Here is an 18530-nt window from a genome sequence, read left to right on the forward strand (position 1 = left end):
TGCGCGGGACCGGACCGCCGAGACCACGAAGGGGCAGTCGCCCATGACGCCGCCGCGCGTTCCCGTCATCGCCCTGACCGGATTCCTGGGGGCGGGCAAGACCACCGTGCTGAACTCGATCCTGCGCGCGCCCGGCGCCCGGTTCGGCGTCGCGGTCAACGACTTCGGGGCGATCAACGTCGACGCCGCGCTCATCACGGGCCAGATCGACGAGGCGGCCTCGATCGCGGGAGGCTGCCTGTGCTGCATGCCCGAAAGCGATGAGCTCGACAGGGCGCTCGAGACGCTCTCCGATCCCCGCCTGCGCCTGGACGCGATCCTCGTGGAGGCCAGCGGCGTCGCGGAACCGCTCGCGGTGTCGCGGCTGGTGCGCTTCTCCGCGGCGGAGCGCACTCGGCCGGGCGGCGTGATCGAGATGGTCGACGCCCTCTCCTACTTCGACACGGTGGATCGAGCCGGGCCCGGAGGGCACCGTGGGGAGCCGCCGGCGCGCTTCGCCGCCGCCTCCCTCGTGGTGCTCACCAAGACGGCGCTGCTGGCCGACGGCGAGCGCGAGCGCGTCATCGCGGAGATCACGGCCCGCATCCGCCTCCGCAGCGAGGAGGTCCCGATCCTCGAGGCGCCGCACGGGAGGATCGATCCCGAGCTGGTGGCCGACATCGCCCAGGCCGAGGATCCCCCGGACCAGCTCCCGCTCGCGGCCGTCACCCGGCAGGCCCGCGCCGAGGCCGACCCGCACCAGCACGTCCACGCCGACGCCGTCACCGTGCGCGCCCCCGGGCCGGTGGACGCCGGCGCCGTGCTCGACCTGTTCGAGTCGCCGCCGCCCGGGGTGTACCGCCTCAAGGGCACGATCACGGTGAGCACCCCGCGCGGGGCGCGGCACTACGTGATGCACCTGGTGGGCCGGCACGTCCACGTGGCCTCCCGGCCGGCCGGGGGCGAGGACGGCCTGGTCGCGATCGGCATGGATCTGGATGCCGCGCAGGTGCGGGCACGGCTCGCCGCCGCGCTGCAGGAGGCGAGCGCCTCACCTGCGGCCGGGCTGCGCCGCCTGATCCGGCTCCGCCGGCTCAGCGAGTGAGCGAACCGCTCACAGCACCGAGGCGAGGAACCCCTTCAGCCGCTCGGACTCCGGGCTGTCGATGACCTGCTCGGGGGCGCCCTGCTCGACGATCATGCCCTCGTCCATGAACACCACCTGGTCGGCGACCTCGCGGGCGAAGCCCATCTCGTGGGTCACCACCACCATGGTCATGCCGTCGGCCGCGAGGTCCTTGAGCACCGCGAGCACCTCGGAGACCAGCTCCGGGTCCAGGGCGCTGGTGGGCTCGTCGAAGAGCATCAGCTCGGGGTCCATCGCGAGCGCCCGGGCGATCGCGACGCGCTGCTGCTGCCCGCCGGAGAGCTCGGAGGGGTAGTGGTCGGCGCGGTCGCCGAGGCCCACCCGCTCCAGCAGCTCCCGGGCCTTCTTCTCCGCCGCGGCCTTGGGCAGGCCGCGCACCTGCACGGGCGCTTCCATCACGTTGCCCAGCGCCGTGAGGTGCGGGAAGAGGTGGAAGCGCTGGAACACCATCCCGATGCGGGAGCGCTGGGCGGCGATCCGGGCGGGGCGGAGCTTCTGCCAGCGGCCGTCCGGCAGCGGGTCGGGCTCGTACCCCTGCACCTCGCCGTCGATGAGCACCCGCCCGGCGGTGGGCTCCTCGAGCTGGTTCAGGCAGCGCAGCAGCGTGGACTTGCCGGAGCCGGAGGGGCCCACCAGCACGGCCACCTCGCCGGCGCGCACGGTGAGGTCGCAGCCCTTCAGCACGTGCAGGTCCCCGAAGGACTTGTGGAGGCTCTCCGCCTGGATCACCACGCGGGGCGCGGGAGCAGCGGGCGCAGCGGGAGCGGGAGCAGCGTCGCTGCCGGCCGCGCCGGGGCCGGCGGGGGCCGCGTCCGGAGTCCGGGGGGTCTGGGGGTTCTGCGGGTCCTGGGTCATCACAGCTCCACCTCCGGGAGCGGGTTCTTCGGAGTGGTGCCGGCGCTGTTCACGGCGGCCTGGCGGGAGCGCCCGCCGCGTCCGCCCCGGGCAGGGGTGCGGGCGTCGAAGCCGCGGCCGAAGTAGCGCTCGAGGTAGTGCTGGCCCACCATCAGCACCGAGGTGATCGCGAGGTACCACAGCGCCGCGACGATCAGCAGCGGGATCGGGGTGAACAGCTTGTTCGCGATGCCGTTGGTGGCGAAGGTGAGGTCGAGCGTGAAGGGCACCGCGAGCACTAGCGAGGTGGTCTTCAGCATGCCGATGGTCTCGTTCCCCAACGGCGGCACGATCACCCGCATCGCCTGCGGCACGATGATGCGCCGCAGGATGGTGCCGTTGCTCATGCCCAGCGCCTTGGAGGCCTCCGTCTGCCCCTGGTCCACGGAGTTCAGGCCGGAGCGGATGATCTCGGCGAGGTAGGCCCCCTCGTTCAGGCCCAGCCCGATCACGGCGGCCCAGAACGCGGTGAGCAGGTCGCGGGTGGAGAAGCTCAGCAGCTCCGGCCCGAACGGCACGCCCACCACGATCTTGGGCACGATCACGGTGAACAGGCCCCAGAACACCAGCTGGGTGTACACCGGGATGCCGCGGAACACGAAGATGTACGCCCAGCTCACGCCGCGCAGCACGGGGTTGTCGCTGCGGCGCATCACGGCGGCGGTGAGGGCCACGACGGTGCCGAGCACCATCGACGCCACCGTGAGCAGCAGCGTCCAGCCCACGCCCTGGACCACCTTGACGTCCAGCAGGTAGGTGGCGACGGTGCCCCATTCGAGCACCGGGTTGCGCACCAGGAACACGGCGAGGGCGATCACCAGCAGGCCCACGACGACGGCGGAGATCCAGGTGCCGGGGCGCGGGGCCGCCTTGGCGCGGATCGGGGCGAAGGACTCCCCGGCGGGCGGGCCGGACGGGGTGGTGGTCTGGGTGGTGCTCACGGCTGGGGGTTCACTTCCGCGGTCGGGATCATGCCGGCGTCGTTGCCCCATGCAGCGAGGATCCGCTCCATGTGGCCGGTGTCGATGAGGTGCTGCAGGGCGGCGCGGAGCGCCTCGGCCAGCTCGGGCTGGTCCTTGGCGACCACGATGCCGTTTAGCGCCGACTCCTCGATCTCGCCGATCGCCTCGAGGGTCCCGCGGGAGCGGGCGATGGCGTAGGCGGTGACCGGGGAGTCGGCCATGAGGATGTCGCCCTTGCCGCCGGCCACGTTGGTGGCGGCGTCGGAGTTGGAGGTGTAGGCGAGCAGGTCGTAGGCCCGCTCCCCCGCGTCGCGGCACTCCTGGGAGCGCTCGAGGGACAGCTCCTCCTGGTAGGTGCCCACCTGGAGCGCGACCCGCTTGCCGCAGAGCTCGTCCGGGTGGATGTCGTAGGGGTTCCCGGCCTTGACGGCGTAGGAGATCCCGGCCGTGAAGTAGGAGACCATGCTGACGGCCTCGAGCCGTTCGGCGTTGATGGTGAAGCTCGAGATGCCCACGTCGTAGGTGGAGCCGACGGCGGGGATGATCTGCGCGAACACCGCCGCCTCGGTGCGGGTGGACAGCCCCAGCACGGCGCCGACGGCGGCGAGGATGTCGATGTCGTAGCCCACGGCCTGCCCGTTCGAGCCGACGAACTCGCCCGGCGCGTAGTTCAGCGCCGCGCCGTTGACCAGCTCGCCCCGCTCCCGGATCGACTCCGGCACCAGGGCGGCGATCTCCGGGACCTCCTCGATGCCGGAGAGGTCCACCTCCGGCACCGTGTTCGACTCGGCGTCCAGGCGCTCGGAGGCGCGGGTGCAGGAGGCCAGCGCGGGCGTCAGCGCGGCGACGGCCAGGGCGAGCGGGGCGCCGCGCAGCAGGGTGCGGCGGCGAGGGCGGTGCGAAGTCACCGATGAATAGTATTCATGGCACTGCATGAACACAACTCGCTGAGGTGTGCTTCACCCGCCCCGAACGGCGCTGCCTCACCCCAGCGCCATCGGCCCGGTGGTGGCGGCCGGCTCGCCCTCGCCGGCACCCGTGAGCTCCTCCGCCGCGTCGAGATCCACCGCGGCGCCCTCGAACTGGGAGCGGTACAGCCGCGCGTAGGCGCCGCCCAGGGCGATGAGCTCCTCATGGCTGCCCTGCTCCACGATGTCCCCGGCCTCCATCACCAGGATCAGGTCCGCGTCGCGGATGGTGGAGAGGCGGTGGGCGATGACGAAGCTGGTGCGGCCGGCCCGCAGGCGGTTCATCGCCCGCTGCACCAGCACCTCGGTGCGGGTGTCCACGCTGGAGGTGGCCTCGTCGAGGATCAGCAGGCTGGGCCGGGCCAGGAAGGCGCGCGCGATCGTGACCAGCTGCTTCTCACCGGCGGAGAGGGTCGATTCGTCGTCGTCCACCACGGTGTCGTAGCCGTCCGGGAGCTGCCGGGCGAAGTCGTCCACGTGGGTGGCGCGGGCCGCCTCGATCACCTCCTCGTCGGTCGCGTCCAGGCGCCCGTAGCGGATGTTCTCCCGCAGGGTGCCCTTGAACAGCCAGGTGTCCTGCAGCACCATGCCGGTGCGTTCGCGCAGCTGGGCGCGGGTGAGGTCGCGGATGTCCACGCCGTCGATGGTGATCCGGCCGCCGTCGATCTCGTAGAACCGCATCACGAGGTTGACCAGGGTGGTCTTGCCGGCCCCCGTCGGCCCCACGATCGCGACCGTGTGGCCCGGATCCGCCACCAGGGACAGATCGCGGATCAGCTCGCGGTCGGGGCTGTAGGAGAAGCGAACGTGGGAGAACTCCACCCGCCCCTCGCGCAGCCCCTCGGCGGCGGTGACCTCGGTGGTCTCCGGCTCCTGCTCCTCGGCGTCCAGCAGCTCGAACACCCGCTCGGCGCTGGCCACGCCGGACTGCAGCATGGTGGCCATCGAGGCGAGCTGGGACAGCGGCTGCGTGAACTGGCGCGAGTACTGGATGAACGCCTGCACCTCGCCCAGGGTGAGCTGGCCGGAGACGATCCGCAGCCCGCCCACGATCGCCACGGCCACGTAGCTGAGGTTGCCCACGAACATCATCAGCGGCATGATCAGGGAGGAGACGAACTGCGCGCCGAAGGAGGCGCGGAACAGCCGGTCGTTGCGCTCCTCGAAGCGGGCCGCGACCTCGTCGCGCCGGCCGAAGACGGTCACCAGGGAGTGGCCGGTGTAGTCCTCCTCCACCTCGGCGTTCACCACGCCGGTGGCGTCCCACTGCTGGGCGAACAGCTTCTGCGACCGCGCGCCCACCACCCCGGTGACCACCAGCGCCACCGGGATCACGGCCAGGGCGATCAGGCTCAGCTGCCAGGAGATCGTGAGCATCATCGCCAGCACCCCGATCACCGTCAGCGCCGCGTTGACCAGGCCGGTCACGGTGTTCATGAGGGTGTTCTGGAGGTTGTCGATGTCGTTGGTGACGCGGGAGAGGATCTCGCCGCGCTTCATCCGGTCGAAGTACGCCAGCGGCAGCCGGTGCAGCTTCTCCTCCACCTCGCGGCGCAGGCGGGACACCACCCGGTAGATGATCCGGTTCAGCGCCACGCCCTGCAGCCACATCAGCAGCGCCGCCACCACGAACAGGCCCACGGCCAGGGCGAGGGTCTGGTGGAGGGCGGTGAAGTCGATGCCCTGGCCGGGGGTGAGGGTCATGCCCGAGAGCATGTCCGCGAACCGGTCCTCGCCCTGGGCGCGCAGCCCCGCGATGACATCCGCCGGGTCGGAGCCCGCGGGCATGTCGCGCGAGATCAGGCCGGTGAAGATGAGGTCGGTGGCGTGGCCCAGGATCTTGGGGCCCACCACGTTCAGCGCCACGGAGACGGCGCCCACCGCGATCGCGATCACGAGGTACTTCCGCTCCGGGCCCATCTCGCGCACCAGGCGCTTGGTGGAGGGCCAGAAGTTCTTGGCGCTCTGGCCGGGGCGCAGGCCCCGCTGGGCGTCCTTCTCGGAGGCGATCTCGGCGGCGGTGCCCGCCTCGTCGCCGGCGGCGGGCGCGGTGCGCTCCTTCTCGGCGGTCATCAGGCCACCTCCTCCTCGACGCCCTGCGAGCGGACGATCTCCTGATAGGTCTGCGAGCTCTCCAGCAGCTCGGCGTGGGTGCCCTGGTCCACGATCCGGCCGTTGTCCAGCACCAGGATCAGATCCGCCCCGGTGATGGTGGAGACTCGCTGGGCGACGATCAGGGTGAGGGCGTCCCGGGTCTCGGGCTCCAGGGCGGCGCGCAGGCGCGCGTCGGTGGTGAGGTCGAGCGCGCTGAAGGAGTCGTCGAACAGGTACAGCGACGGCCTCGCCGCCAGCGCCCGGGCGATGCACAGCCGCTGCCGCTGCCCGCCGGAGACGTTGGTGCCGCCCTGCGCGATCGCGGAGTCGAGCTCCTCGGGCATCGCGGCGACGAAGTCGCGGCCCTGCGCGATGGTCAGGGCGTGCCACAGCTCCTGGTCGGAGGCGGACGGGCTGCCGAAGCGCAGGTTGGAGGCGACGGTGCCGGAGAACAGGTAGGGGCGCTGCGGGACCAGGCCCACGGTGTCCCACAGCACGCGGGCGTCGAGGTCGCGCACGTCGTGGCCGTTCAGCAGCACTCTCCCGCTGGTGGTGTCCATCAGGCGCGGTACCAGGTTGAGCAGGGTGGTCTTGCCGGCGCCGGTGCCGCCGATGATGGCGACGGTCTGGCCGGCGCGGGCGGTGAAGGAGATGTTCTCGAGCACGGGCCGCTCCGCGCCGGGGTAGGTGAAGGAGACGTCCTCGAGGGTGAGCTCGAGCGGCCCCTCGATCTCGCGGATCCCGTCGAGGCGCTGCACCACGGAGGTCTCGGTGGCGAGCACCTCGCTGATGCGCTCGGCGGAGACCATGGCGCGCGGGATCATCATGGTCATGAAGGTGGCCATCATGACGGCGATGAGGATCTGCATCAGGTAGGCGATGAAGGCGGTGATCGAGCCGACCTCCATCTGCCCGGCGTCGATGCGGGGCGCGGCCACCAGCAGCACCAGCACGCTGGAGACGTTGAGGATGAACATGATGATCGGGTTGATGAGGATCATCAGCAGCCCGATGCGGCGGTTCAGGTCGGTGATGCGGTCGTTGACCGCGCCGTAGCGCTCCCGCTCGCGGTCCTCCCGCACGAAGGCGCGCAGCACGCGGATGCCCGTGATCTGTTCGCGCAGCACGCCGTTGATCTCGTCGATCAGGCCCTGCATCTGCTTGAACAGCGGGGCGGCGCGCACGATCAGGGTGCCCACGGCCAGCAGCATCACCGGCACCATCACCGCGATCAGCCAGGCCATCCCCGGCTCCACCCGCAGCGCCAGGATCACCCCGCCGATGCCGGTCACCGGCGCCTGCACCAGCATGTTCAGGCTGAAGAAGACCAGCATCTGCACCTGCTGGACGTCGTTGGTGGAGCGCGTGATCAGCGAGGGGGTGCCGAACTCGGCCAGCTCCCGCGGGGAGAAGGAGTTCACGCGGGCGAACACCCGCGAGCGCAGGTCCTTCCCGGCGCGCATCGCGGAACGGGCGGCGAAGAAGTTCGCGGCCACCAGGGCGAGGATGTTGCCCAGGGAGATCAGCAGCATCAGCTGCCCGAGCTCCCAGATCACGTCGACATCGGCCCTCGCGACGCCGTCGTCGATGATGTCGGCGTTGAGGGTGGGGAGGTAGAGGGCGGCCAGCACGCCGACGATCTGGAAGAGCACCACCAGGAGCACCCAGATCCAGTACGGCGCGAGGCCCTTGAGCACCAGGCGCAGCAGGGTCACACGATTCCTTCCGAGAGGCCGCGCGGTGCGGGCGCACGAGAGGGTCGCGGGCGCGCGGGCGGCCTGGGAAGCATAGGCTTTCCGACACACGTTCGGCATCCGACGTTCGGCGGATCCGCGCAGGGCGGAACCGGGAGCACCGGGCGTGCAGGGCGGTCGTCTACCGTGGAGCGGGTGAACCGTCCTGTGCAGAGACTCGTCGTCGTCGCGCTCGCCCTGGTGCTGCTGGTCCCCGTCGGAGCGATCGGGGTCAGCCAGCTGCTGGGCTCGGGCGGCACGCAGCAACCCGCCGAGACCGCCGAGAACCCCGACGATCGGCCGACGGTGGACCCCGCCGAGCAGCCGCCGCGCCCGGAGCTGCCCCGGCCCGAGGAGCCCGCGGCGATGACCGAGCAGAGCGCGGAGGGCGCCCAGGCCACCCTCACCTACCTGCTGGAGTCCTACGACTACATGATGAGCAGCGGCGACACCTCGGTGTGGGAGGACTCGGTGGACCCGAACTGCCAGGCGTGCGTGGGCTTCCTGCAGAACACGGAGGTGCTCGCCGCACAGGGTGGCTACCTGGTGGGCGGCGCGTTCGAGGTGACCGGCACCAGCTTCTCCGGCACCGGGGAGCCGCCCGCCACGGGCACCGCGGTCGCGGACTTCACCCAGGAGGAGTCGATCCTGGTGGACGATCCGTCCCTGCAGGCGGTCCCGCTGGAGGCGGAGTCCGGGCAGATGATCGCGACCCTCGCCTGGGACGGCGAGCGCTGGCGCGCCACCGACCTGAGCATCGTGCCGGCCGGGGCCGGGGCCTCCGATGCGGGCGGCGCCGGCGGCTGAGCACGGGGACGCGGCCCGCCCCTGCGTCCAGCCCGTCCCTCAGCGCATGCCGTCCTTCAGCGCAGCCCGGGCAGGTGGGCGGAGGCATCCGCGGGACGGCCGGTGAGGGCGCGCTCGGGGGCGGCGGCGGTGGCCCGGGCCAGCTCCACCGCGCCGGCGGCGCCGGCGGCACGGGCGATCAGGGCGGTGACCTGCGCGGGCGGCGTGGCCCCGGTGCCGGCGAACCACACCCAGCGTCCGTCGATCGAGCGGGGCGGCGGATCCTGCAGCGGTGCCAGCAGGGCACGATGACGACGGGCCTCCTTCGGGGACGGACCCACGAAGTGCACGCCTTGCCGGGTCCAGGCGGAGCGGCGCACCGTGGACTGGGGGTAGCCGCCGGTGCCGGTCTCCGCCGCGTAGCGGCGCGCCCCGGTGACGGGCACCAGGCTGCCGGGCACGATCTGCTCGTACCGGATCACGGAGGGGCGGAGCCCGGGGGCGAAGGAGCCGAGCACCAGACCACGCTCACACACGATCAGCCGTTCCCCGCTGATGTACACCAGCACCAGCGCGCACAGCACCGCGAACACCGCCGTCGGGGCGAGCATGAGCACCGGGCTCTCGGCGGGGTTCAGCAGGGTCAGGCCGCTGAACAGCAGCCACACGGCCACGACGCCGACGACCACGAACGGTCCCGGCCGGTCGGCGTGGACGGCGAGGACCTCTCCGACCTCGTCGCGGTGGCGGCGGGCGGCGGAGCGGGCGGTCACCGGGCGGCGCCCGCGCCGGGACGGGTGCCCGCGACGAGTTCCTCGATCAGGCCCTCGAGGGTCGCTGCGGAGACTGCCCCGACGCGCTGGATCGCGGCCTCCCCCTCCCCGTCGGTCTCCATCAGCTCGAGCGCGTCGGGAGTGGAGAACAGGGTGAAGGCGGTGGGCCCGGCGGTGTCCTCACGGTCCAGCACCAGCACGGTGGTCACGGCGCGGGCATCGGCGAGGCGCTGCGCGACGGCGCTGGTGGCGAATGACGCGGCGGGCACCTCCTCGACCTCGCCCTCGACCTCGCCCGCGCCGGCGACCGGGTCCACGAAGGCGCGCAGCTGCTCGGGCAGGGTCCCGCCCTCGAGCAGGAAGAAGAGGTGGAAGCCGGTCGCGTCGAAGGCTTCCCAGAGCACGCGCACGCCGCCGTCGACGTGGAAGAGGTAGAAGTAGCCGTAGGCGGTGCCGCGCTCCGTCTGCCGTTCGGCGATGAGCACGGCGTCCGCGGTGCGGCGCAGCACCATGGTGCCCTGCAGCGCCGGGACGGCGACAATGCGCGCCTGCTCCTGGCTGCCGTCCTCGTAGCGGCGGGGATCCAGCACGGCGGCGGAGCTGACGATGCCGCGCGAGATCATCGAGCGCATCGCGGCGGCGGCCACCAGGGCGCGGGAGTCCTCGTCCTCGGCAGAGCCGCTGACCCAGGGGGTGGGGGTGAGGGGCTCCTGCTCGATGCCGTCGAGCGCCATGAGTTCCTCGTCGGTGAGGGTCACGACCTCGGTGACGGGCTGCTCGAGCGGCTGGGTGAGCAGCGCGGTCGCGATCTCGACGTCCTCGGCGGAGAAGCGGGGTGCACCCGACGGAGCGGACTGCGGCGAAGTCATGGCTGAAGGCTACCGTTGCCGGGCGCGCGACTCAGAACAGGCCGCCCACGAAGTCGCCGACGGCGTCGACCGCGCCGCCGACGACGTCGCCCGCGTCGGAGACGAAGTCGCTCACGTGCCCGCCCACGTCACCGGCGAACTCCGTGATGGAGTCCCAGTTGTCGTAAATGGCGTTGCCCGCGGCCCACAGCCCCGCGCCCACGCCCGCGACGGCGACCACGCCCAGGCCGACGGGCCCCAGCGCGGCCCCTGCGCCGAGGGCGACCGCGAGACCGCCGGCACCGCCCACCACGCTGAGGCCGCCGGCGATCCTGTCGCCCACGCCGCGCCAGCCGTCGTGCGGGGGGTCGATCATGTCGGAGATGCCGCCGGCGATCCCGAGCACGCCGCCGGCGCCGCCGAGGAAGCGGCCCACGCCGCCGAGCTTGCCGAGGAAGCCGGCCGCGTCCTCGACCATTCCGCCGCGGAGGAAGGTCTGGGCGGACAGCGCCGCGGCGCCGGGGGTGTCCATCGCGGCGCGCAGCGCCATCAGGTTGCGGCTCTGCGTGGCCATCTTCCACAGCGCCCCGCCCGCACCGATGGAGGACGCGATGGTGCTGCCCACGGCGGTCAGCGGATTGGACAGCAGGTCCCCGAGGGCGTCCGAGAAGGAACGGTCGCCTCCGCTGCCGCGGGAGGCTCCGCCGGCGGCGCCGCCGTCGACGGAGCTGGCCTCGTCCTGCTCCTCGGCGTGCGTGGCGAGCTCGGCGCGTCGCCGCGCGAGGTCGCCGCCGACCTGGTCGAACAGGGACGAGAGGCGGCCGGAGACGTCGTGGCGGAAGGCGTCGGCGTCCGGCCCGGTCCATTCCACCGAGCCCACCTGGGCGGCCAGCGAGGTGCGCAGCTCCTGCAGCCGCCCGGATCCCGCCTGCACCCGCTGCGCGTAATCGCGCAGCGCGGCGGTGTCCGCTCCGAAGAAGCCGCTCATCCCTGCCCCGTTCCCGTCGATCCTGCCCCGGAGGTCCGTCCCCTGCCCCGTCGGCCCTGCGTACGAGCTTCAGGGTAGCCAGCGACGGTGCGCGGCACGATGGGGACTACTCCCCATCGGTCCGCGCCCCCGCGACGGCGCGGTAGAGGAACAGGTCCGTGCGGTACGGGACACCCACCACGGCGCCGCGGGCGTGGCCGAGGTGGTCGTGGAGGTACCAGTCGAGGTTCGCGAGCACCTTCTGCCGGCGGTCCTCGGGGGCGGTGATCACGTAGCTGCGGGTGCGGGCCAGGTCGATGACGTCCTGCGTGGGCATCGGGTCCTGCCACTGGTGCACGCTGCGGGCGGCGAGCTCGAGCCCGGGGCCGACGGTGGGGGCGAAGTCCTCGCGGTGGATGTCGCCGGCGTGCATGATCCGGGAGAGCCGGTGCACCCACGGGATGGTCACGTCCAGCATGTTCCACACCAGGGCGAGCACTCCCCCGGGCGCGAGCAGGCGCACCGCCTCGGCGGAGGCCGCCTGCGCGTCGAACCAGTGCCAGGCCTGCGCGACGGTGACCAGCTCGGCCGACGCCGCCGGCAGCCCGGTCGCCTCGGCGGGCGCGACGCGGGTGGCGAGCGTGCCGGTGCCGTCGGCGACCTCGCCCCCGCCGCGGGCCACCTCGAGCATCGCCGCGCTGGTATCCACCGCGGTGACCTCGAGGCCCCGCTCCACGAGCGACCGGGAGAGCTTCCCGGTCCCGGCGCCGAGGTCGATCGCGCGACGCGGCGGGGCGGCGAACGGGGCGAGCATCGCCTCCAGCACCGTCTCCGGGTAGCCGGGCCGCAGCCGGTCGTAGTCCGCGCCCTGGGCGGCGAAGGCCCCGGCGAGCGCGGCCTTCCGTTCCGCGCTGCCGAAGCGCGGCTCGTCCCGCCCGGAGACCGGCGGGATCGGCGGGTGCCGCGGATCCGGCGCGGCCGGGGTGCCGGTCACGGGCGCACGCCCCTCACCGCTGCGCCCGGTGCGCGACCCAGGAGCGGTGCAGGCCCGCGTAGATCCCGTCCTCGAGATCCACGAGCTCGGCGTGGGTGCCGTGCTCCACGAGCGCGCCGTGGTCCAGCACCAGGATGCCGTCCGCCCGCTCCGCGGTGGAGAGGCGGTGGGCGATGGTGATCGTGGTGCGGCCGCGGGCGAGCCCGTCGATCGCCTGCTGCAGGCGCACATCGGCGGCGGGGTCCACGGCGCTGGTCGCCTCGTCCAGCACGATCACGTCCGGATCGGCGAGGTAGGCGCGGGCCAGGGCCACCAGCTGCCGCTCCCCCGCGCTGAGGGACTCGCCGCGTTGGCCCACGGGCGTGTCCAGCCCTTCGGGCAGCTCGCGGGCCCAGGCCCCCAGGCCCAGCTCGTCCAGCGCCCGGTGCATCTCCTCGTCGCTCGCGCCGGGGCGGCCGTAGCGCAGGTTCTCCGCCACGGTGGTGTCGAAGAGGAAGCCCTCCTGCGGCACCATGATCACGCGCGAGCGCAGCGAGGAGTAGGGCACCAGCGGCAGCGGCACCCCGCCCAGGCGGATCTCGCCGGAGGCGGGATCCATCATGCGGGTGAGCAGCTTGGCGAGGGTGGTCTTGCCGCTGCCGGTCTCCCCCACGATCGCGATGCGGGAGCGGGCGGGGAGCGTCACGTCCAGGCCGTGCAGCACCTCGGGCCCGGTGGGATAGCGGTAGTGCAGCGCGTCGATCTCGATGTCCAGCGGCCCCTCGGGCAGGGCCCGCGCGCCGGGCACGGGTGCGCCGCGCTCCCCGGTGTGCGGGTCGATCGCCCCGCCGGGATCGGCGACGTCGGCCGGGGTGTCGAGCACGCCGAGCACGCGCCGCCAGCCGGCCACCGCGTTCTGGGCCTGCATCAGCATCTCGATGCCCATCCGCACCGGCTGGCTGAACAGCGAGACCAGGAACACGAAGGCGATCACGCCGCCGGCGGTGAGGTCGCCGCCGGGCAGGTCGAGGCCAAGCGCCCCGGTGCCCAGCAGGATCCCCACCACGACCACCACGGCGGTGGCGAGGCCGTCGGCCGTCTCCGAGAGGAAGAAGGAGGCGGACTGCGGCCGCAGCACGGAGAACTGCGCGTCGCGCACCTCGCGCACGCGGGCCGCCTGGGTGCTGCGGGTGCGCTCCTCGATGCCGTAGGCGCGCACGGTGGCCGAGCCCACCAGCGCCTCGGAGACGCCGCCCAGCATGCGCCCCACCTGGGTGCGCACGTGCTGGAAGCGGGCGCGGACCCGCCGCTGGAGGGTGCCCATCAGCAGCAGGATCGGCAGGTAGCACAGCCACACCACCAGCGCGAGCGGCCAGGAGTAGAACACCATCACGGCGGTGGCGAGCAGCAGCTGCATGCTCATCACCACCAGCATGATCCCGCCGAAGCTCATGAACTGGCTGACGGTGTCGACGTCGCTGGTCACACGGGAGACCAGCGCGCCGCGCTGCTCGGTGCCCTGGGTGAGCAGGGAGAGGTCGTGGATGTGGCGGAAGGCGCGCGTGCGCAGCGTGGCCAGGGACGTCTCCGCCAGGCGGAACAGGCGCCGGTTCATGACGATGTTGCACACCGCGGTGACCAGCAGCACCCCGGCGGCGAGACCGGCGGCGCCGGCCACGAAGGCGATGTCCGGCACCTCGGGCTCGATGATGCCGCGGTCCAGGATGGCCTGCACCGCGATCGGCACCACCACCTTGCCGGCGGTCGCGATCACGGCGAGCAGGAGCGTGATCCACAGCCCGCGCAGGGCGTGCGGTGTGAGCGCCAGGCCGCGGCGGATGGTGTGCAGCGCGGACTCGTCAGTGCGCGCCTCGACGCCCAGGCGGGAGGAGTCGCGGGCAGGGGCGGTCATCGCTCCTCCTCCTCGCTGCAGTCGTCGGGGTCGTCCTCGTGGCGGTAGCGGCCGGCGCCGTGGCGTTCGCGGGCGTCGGCCACGGTGCGCTCCCGCTGCGCGGTGACGGCGGCCGACGGGTCGGGGCCGTCGGCGGGCGGGGGCGCGCTCGCCTCGAGCAGGCTGTGGCTGATCGCGGCCTCGTCGTAGGCGTCCACCAGGGCGCGGTACCCGGCGCTGCGCTCCCGCAGCAGCTCGTGCTCGCCGGCGTCGGCCACCCGGCCGTGGTCGAGGAAGACCACCTGGTCGGCCAGGGAGATGGTGGACTTGCGGTAGGCGATCAGCAGCAGCGTCGAGTCGGTCATCTCGCGGCGGATGCCGTCGAGCACGGCCAGCTCCACGCTGGGATCGCAGGCGCTGGTGGCGTCGTCGAGCACCAGCAGGCGGGGCCGACGGGCCAGCGCCCGTGCGAGCGCGATCCGCTGGCGCTGCCCGCCGGAGAGCGAGCCGCCGCGCTCCCCGAGCTCGGTGTCGAGGCCCTCGGGCAGGGCGTCCACGAACTCCTCGGCCTGGGCCACGCGCAGCGCCCAGCGCACGGTGGCCTCGTCGATGTCCTCGCCGAGGGTGACGTTCCAGCGCACCGTCTCGTCGAACACGAAGGCCTGCTGCAGCACCAGGGCGACGTCCGCGGTGAGGGCGTCGGCGGTGAGGGAGCGCAGGTCCGCGCCGTCCAGGCGCACCGCCCCGGCGGTGGGGTGGACCAGTCCCGCGGCGAGCAGGGCGAGGGTGGACTTGCCGGATCCGGTCGCCCCCACCACGGCGAGCACGCGGGTGCCGGCCCCCGGATCGGCGCGCAGGCTCACCTCGTGCAGGGCGGTGGCGGTGCGGGCGGGACCTGCGGCGTCCTGGCCGCTGCCCAGGATCACCGCGGCCGGGTCGTCGTGGTACTCGAAGGTGACGCGGTCCAGCTCGAGCACGCCGGGCCCGTAGGGCAGCGGAGCGGGCCCGTAGTCGCGCCGCTCGTCGACGTCGAGGATCTGCTGCACGCGGCCGCCGCCCACGACGGTGCGGGAGAGATCCCCCAGCACCCAGCCGAAGGAGCGGATCGGCAGGGACATCAGCGTGAACAGGTAGGCCACCTCGACGAGCTGGCCGGTGGTGAGGTGGCCGTCCCCGATCCGCCAGGCGCCGAGCACGGCCACGGCAAGGATGCCGAGGTTGGGCAGGGCGTCGATCAGCGGGTCGAACCAGCCGCGCACGTACCCGAAGCGGATCCCGGCCTCGCGGAGGTCCTCGGCGGAGCGGGTGAAGCGCCGCTCCTCCACGTCCTCGCGGCCCAGGGACTTGATCACGTTCGCGCCGTCGAAGGATTCGTGGGCGATCTCGGCGACCTCCGCGCGCAGCTGCTGGGAGCGCATCGCGATCGGGGTGGCGAAGCGCTGCAGCAGCACGTTCAGCACAATCAGCAGAAGGATCAGCGCCAGCATGACCAGCAGGATCACGGGGTCGATGCGGGCCACCACCACGGTGGCGTAGATCAGCATCGCGATGGTGGACAGCGCGAAGGGGAACGGCGCCATCGCGAAGAACGTCGCCTCGACGTCGGAGTAGACGGAGCTCAGCAGGGTGCCGGTGGACTGGCGGCGGTGCCACAGCAGCGGCACCTTCGCGTACACGGCCACGAGCCGTTCGCGGTACAGGCCGAACAGCTCGAACTGGGCGGCGGCGGCGAACACGCGCCGCGCCATCACGGCCACGGCGCGGGCCACGGCGATGCCGAGGATCGCCGCGCCGCCGCCCACGATCAGGCCCAGTTCGAGGGAGCCGCCCTGGAAGGAGGGCACCACGACCTCCTCGGTGACGCGGCCCACGATCGCGGAGGTCGCGATCTGCAGCAGCGCGAAGGCGGTGGCGCCGAGGACGGCGAGCGCGAACCAGCCGCGCTGCTCCCACGAGCCCTTCAGCAGGCGGGCGAGGCCGGGCAGGAGCACGGCCGGGTGCTGCGAGGTGCCGAGCGGCGCGGGGCGAGCGGCCGACGGGGCCGTGCCGGGGCGGTCGGCGTCGGCGCGCGCGGCGCCGGACCGGTCGGTGCCGGACCGGTCGGTGCCGGACGGGTCGGTGCCGGACGGGTCGGTGCCGGACGGGTCGGTGCCGGACGGGTCGGTGCCGGACGGGTCGGTGCCGGGTCGGGCGGTGCTCTCGGGGTCCTGGTCGCGGGTGCGGGTGCCGGTCATGCGGTCACGAAGTGGACGACGACGGCGATCGCGAAGGTGAAGGTGGCCAGAATCGCCAGGGAGAACTCGATGAGGATCCCGGTGCCCAGCGCCTTCAGCGCCACCCCGGTGGTGGACAGGCCCTGCTTCCAGTCCTTCAGCCGCAGCGACTCGGCGACGTACAGGCCCACCAGGAAGCCGATCGGCAGTCCCAGGAAGGGGATCACGAAGAAGCCCACGATCGCGGCGGCGATCGCGACGTAGACGGGCCACATCGGCACCTCGGCGGCGTGGAGCCGCCTGCCGGTGAGGACGTAGCTGGTGGCCATCCCCGCCGCGCCCAGCACGAGCACGATCCCGAAGGCGACCCACGCCGGCCAGCCGCCCACCACGATCGCCCAGACCAGGGTGGCGACGACGATGGTGATGGTGCCGGGCAGCACGGGCACGATGATGCCGGCGAGGCCCACCGCGTAGGCGAGGCCGGCGAGGACCGTGACGATGATCTGGACGGTCAGGCTGTCGACCACGGTGGTCCTCCAAGATGGCTGGCGGGGGCGTCGGGGGCGCGCGACGGTGAGCGTTCACGGCGGGGCCGCGTCCATCCTATCGGCGCGTGCCGCGCGGGTGCTGCGGGATCAGGGCAGGCGCACCACCTGGCCGGCCCAGGAGAAGCCGCCGCCGAAGCCCACCAGCAGCGCGGTCGCGCCGGCGGGGATGCGCCCTGCCTCGCGCAGCCGGGAGATCGCCAGCGGGATCGTCGCGGCGGAGGTGTTGCCGGAGGTGATGATGTCGTCGGCGACGATCGCGTCCTCGCGCAGGCCCAGCGCGGCGGCGAGCGGCTCGATCATGCGCAGGTTCGCCTGGTGGGGCACGAACACGTCGATGTCCTCCATGGTCAGGCCCGCCGCGTCGACGATGCGCTGGGAGATCACCGGCGCCTCCCGTAGCGCCCAGCCCAGCACCTGGCGGCCCTGCTGGGCGAAGGCGGGCTGCTCGCCGTTGATGGTGACGGCGTCCGCGAGCTCGGGGACGGTGCCCCACACCACCGGCGCGATGCCGGGCTCGTCGGCGGCGCGCAGCACCATCGCGCCCGCCCCGTCGGCCGTGAGGATGCAGGTGGTGCGGTCGGTGTAGTCGGTGACGGCGGAGAGCTTCTCCGCCCCGATCACGAGGGTGGTGGTGGAGGCGCCGGAGCGGATCGACATGTCCGCGACGGCGAGGGCGTGCTCGAAGCCGGAGCAGGCCGCGCCCACGTCGAAGGCGGCCGGCGCCGGGATCCCGAGCTGCTGGGCGACGCGGCCCGCCGCGCTCGGGGAGCGCTCCTGGTTGGTGCAGGTCGCGACGATGACCTGGGTGACCTCGGAGGCGTCCACGCCCGCGTCGGCCAGGGCGTGGTGGCCGGCGATCGCGGCGAGGTCGCCCACGTCCACGCCGTCGGCGGCGATGCGCCGCTCCTCGATGCCGGTGCGCTGGCGGATCCACTCGTCGCTGGTCTCGACGAGCTGCTCGAGGTCGGCGTTGGTCATCACGCGCTCGGGGCGATGGTGGCCGGTGCCGAGGATCCTCGAGCCGGCGGCGGGGGCAGCGGCGGCGAAGGGGCGGGGGCTCGTGGTCATGGCGATCTCCTGGGGCACGTGCGGGAACCTCTCGATGGTAGTTCGGGCGCGCTGTGTACCGTTCGCGCTGTGAGCGAGCTGATGCGTCTGGCCCTGGTGGGCATCGCGGGCGGGCTCGGCGTCTTCGCCCTGCTCCTGCTGCCCGCGATGTGGCTGCAGCGCCGCCGTTTCGGTGCGGTGCGCCCGCCGCGCCTGGTGGGCGTCGCCGCGATCTGCGTGTACACGATGACGCTGGCGGGGCTGACCATCGCGCCCGCCTACGACATCGCGCTGACCTGTCGCTCCCGCACCGGGGGCGTGGCGAGGCTGGACCCCTTCCACTCCGCCGCGGAGCTGCTGGCGCTGCAGCGCGGCGGGGCGGCGTGGTGGGAGCTCGCCACCAGCTTCCCGGCGCTGCAGGTGGCGATGAACATGGCGCTGTTCGTGCCGTTGGGGCTGATCCTGCGCGGCGTGTTCCGGCTGGACGCCACCACCTCCGTGGCGATGGCGATGCTGCTCGCGGCCCTGATCGAGGTCACCCAGTACACCGGCGCGTTCGGCCTCTACCCGTGCGGGGTGCGGATCGCGGACATCGAGGACCTGGTGGCCAACACGCTCGGCGCGTGGGCGGGCGCGCTGTGCGCCCCGCTGCTCAGCCGGCTCGGGGTGCCGCTGTTCGCGCGGGAGCCCGAGCCGGGCTGAGC

General features: G+C 73.1%; 16 protein-coding genes. 3 read left to right on the top strand and 13 right to left on the bottom strand.

From position 1 onward, the window contains the following. The first annotated feature begins 43 nt into the window (after nt 1-43). Nucleotides 44-1084: a CobW family GTP-binding protein gene (locus DWV08_RS11320; RefSeq protein ID WP_115413888.1), complete on the top strand. Its 1041-nt coding sequence runs from the start codon at nt 44-46 to the stop codon at nt 1082-1084. Between the two features lie 9 nt (nt 1085-1093). Here the strand turns inward: DWV08_RS11320 and DWV08_RS11325 are convergent, their stop codons facing one another. The 5 genes from DWV08_RS11325 to DWV08_RS11345 all read right to left on the bottom strand — a co-directional run bounded on the left by DWV08_RS11325 (nt 1094) and on the right by DWV08_RS11345 (nt 7759). Continuing rightward, complete coding sequence (locus tag DWV08_RS11325) at nt 1094-1981, bottom strand: amino acid ABC transporter ATP-binding protein (RefSeq protein ID WP_277601763.1); 888 nt, start codon at nt 1979-1981, stop codon at nt 1094-1096. Then, a complete protein-coding gene (locus DWV08_RS11330) occupies nt 1981-2961 on the bottom strand; it encodes an amino acid ABC transporter permease (protein WP_115413889.1) in 981 nt (326 codons plus the stop codon). Before DWV08_RS11330 ends, DWV08_RS11325 begins: the two co-directional genes overlap by 1 nt. Beyond that, nucleotides 2958-3890, bottom strand: a complete 933-nt coding sequence (locus DWV08_RS11335; protein ID WP_115413890.1) for an ABC transporter substrate-binding protein — start codon at nt 3888-3890, stop codon at nt 2958-2960. The genes DWV08_RS11330 and DWV08_RS11335 overlap by 4 nt, the downstream gene beginning before the upstream one ends. Before the next feature lie 75 nt (nt 3891-3965). Continuing rightward, nucleotides 3966-6023 carry an ABC transporter ATP-binding protein gene (locus DWV08_RS11340; RefSeq protein WP_115413891.1) on the bottom strand — a complete coding sequence of 686 codons (2058 nt, stop codon included), beginning with the start codon at nt 6021-6023 and terminating at the stop codon, nt 3966-3968. Next, a complete protein-coding gene (locus tag DWV08_RS11345; RefSeq protein ID WP_115413892.1) occupies nt 6023-7759 on the bottom strand; it encodes an ABC transporter ATP-binding protein in 1737 nt (578 codons plus the stop codon). The genes DWV08_RS11340 and DWV08_RS11345 overlap by 1 nt, the downstream gene beginning before the upstream one ends. 174 nt (nt 7760-7933) lie before the next feature. On the opposite strand from DWV08_RS11345, the gene DWV08_RS11350 reads away from it, so the two are divergent. Further along, nucleotides 7934-8584 (top strand): DUF6318 family protein, encoded by a 651-nt coding sequence (locus DWV08_RS11350; RefSeq protein WP_164740363.1) that lies wholly within the window; start codon nt 7934-7936, stop codon nt 8582-8584. A 56-nt stretch (nt 8585-8640) separates the two neighbouring features. Here the strand turns inward: DWV08_RS11350 and DWV08_RS16940 are convergent, their stop codons facing one another. The 8 genes from DWV08_RS16940 to DWV08_RS11390 all read right to left on the bottom strand — a co-directional run bounded on the left by DWV08_RS16940 (nt 8641) and on the right by DWV08_RS11390 (nt 17847). Next, entirely contained in the window at nt 8641-9336 is a 696-nt protein-coding gene (locus DWV08_RS16940) for a hypothetical protein (RefSeq protein ID WP_115413894.1), read from the bottom strand. Then, nucleotides 9333-10205 carry a hypothetical protein gene (locus tag DWV08_RS11360; protein WP_115413895.1) on the bottom strand — a complete coding sequence of 291 codons (873 nt, stop codon included), beginning with the start codon at nt 10203-10205 and terminating at the stop codon, nt 9333-9335. The genes DWV08_RS16940 and DWV08_RS11360 overlap by 4 nt, the downstream gene beginning before the upstream one ends. A gap of 31 nt (nt 10206-10236) precedes the next feature. Beyond that, complete coding sequence (locus DWV08_RS16795; protein WP_162801555.1) at nt 10237-11172, bottom strand: WXG100 family type VII secretion target; 936 nt, start codon at nt 11170-11172, stop codon at nt 10237-10239. A gap of 106 nt (nt 11173-11278) precedes the next feature. Further along, the gene (locus DWV08_RS11370; protein WP_115413896.1) at nt 11279-12145 is read right to left on the bottom strand and encodes a class I SAM-dependent methyltransferase; all 867 of its coding nucleotides are present in this window, start codon (nt 12143-12145) and stop codon (nt 11279-11281) included. Nucleotides 12146-12158: 13 nt separating this feature from the next. After that, a complete protein-coding gene (locus DWV08_RS11375) occupies nt 12159-14036 on the bottom strand; it encodes an ABC transporter ATP-binding protein (protein ID WP_115413897.1) in 1878 nt (625 codons plus the stop codon). Further along, the gene (locus DWV08_RS11380; RefSeq protein ID WP_115413898.1) at nt 14033-16249 is read right to left on the bottom strand and encodes an ABC transporter ATP-binding protein; all 2217 of its coding nucleotides are present in this window, start codon (nt 16247-16249) and stop codon (nt 14033-14035) included. The genes DWV08_RS11375 and DWV08_RS11380 overlap by 4 nt, the downstream gene beginning before the upstream one ends. Then, nucleotides 16246-16758 (bottom strand): DUF456 domain-containing protein, encoded by a 513-nt coding sequence (locus tag DWV08_RS11385; RefSeq protein WP_115413899.1) that lies wholly within the window; start codon nt 16756-16758, stop codon nt 16246-16248. Before DWV08_RS11385 ends, DWV08_RS11380 begins: the two co-directional genes overlap by 4 nt. Nucleotides 16759-16866: 108 nt before the next feature. Then, a complete protein-coding gene (locus DWV08_RS11390) occupies nt 16867-17847 on the bottom strand; it encodes a beta-ketoacyl-ACP synthase III (protein WP_115413900.1) in 981 nt (326 codons plus the stop codon). Between the two features lie 69 nt (nt 17848-17916). On the opposite strand from DWV08_RS11390, the gene DWV08_RS11395 reads away from it, so the two are divergent. After that, nucleotides 17917-18528 carry a VanZ family protein gene (locus DWV08_RS11395; protein WP_115413901.1) on the top strand — a complete coding sequence of 204 codons (612 nt, stop codon included), beginning with the start codon at nt 17917-17919 and terminating at the stop codon, nt 18526-18528. Nucleotides 18529-18530 lie beyond the last annotated feature (2 nt).

It is taken from the genome of Brachybacterium saurashtrense, from assembly GCF_003355475.1.
Lineage (GTDB): Bacteria > Actinomycetota > Actinomycetes > Actinomycetales > Dermabacteraceae > Brachybacterium > Brachybacterium saurashtrense.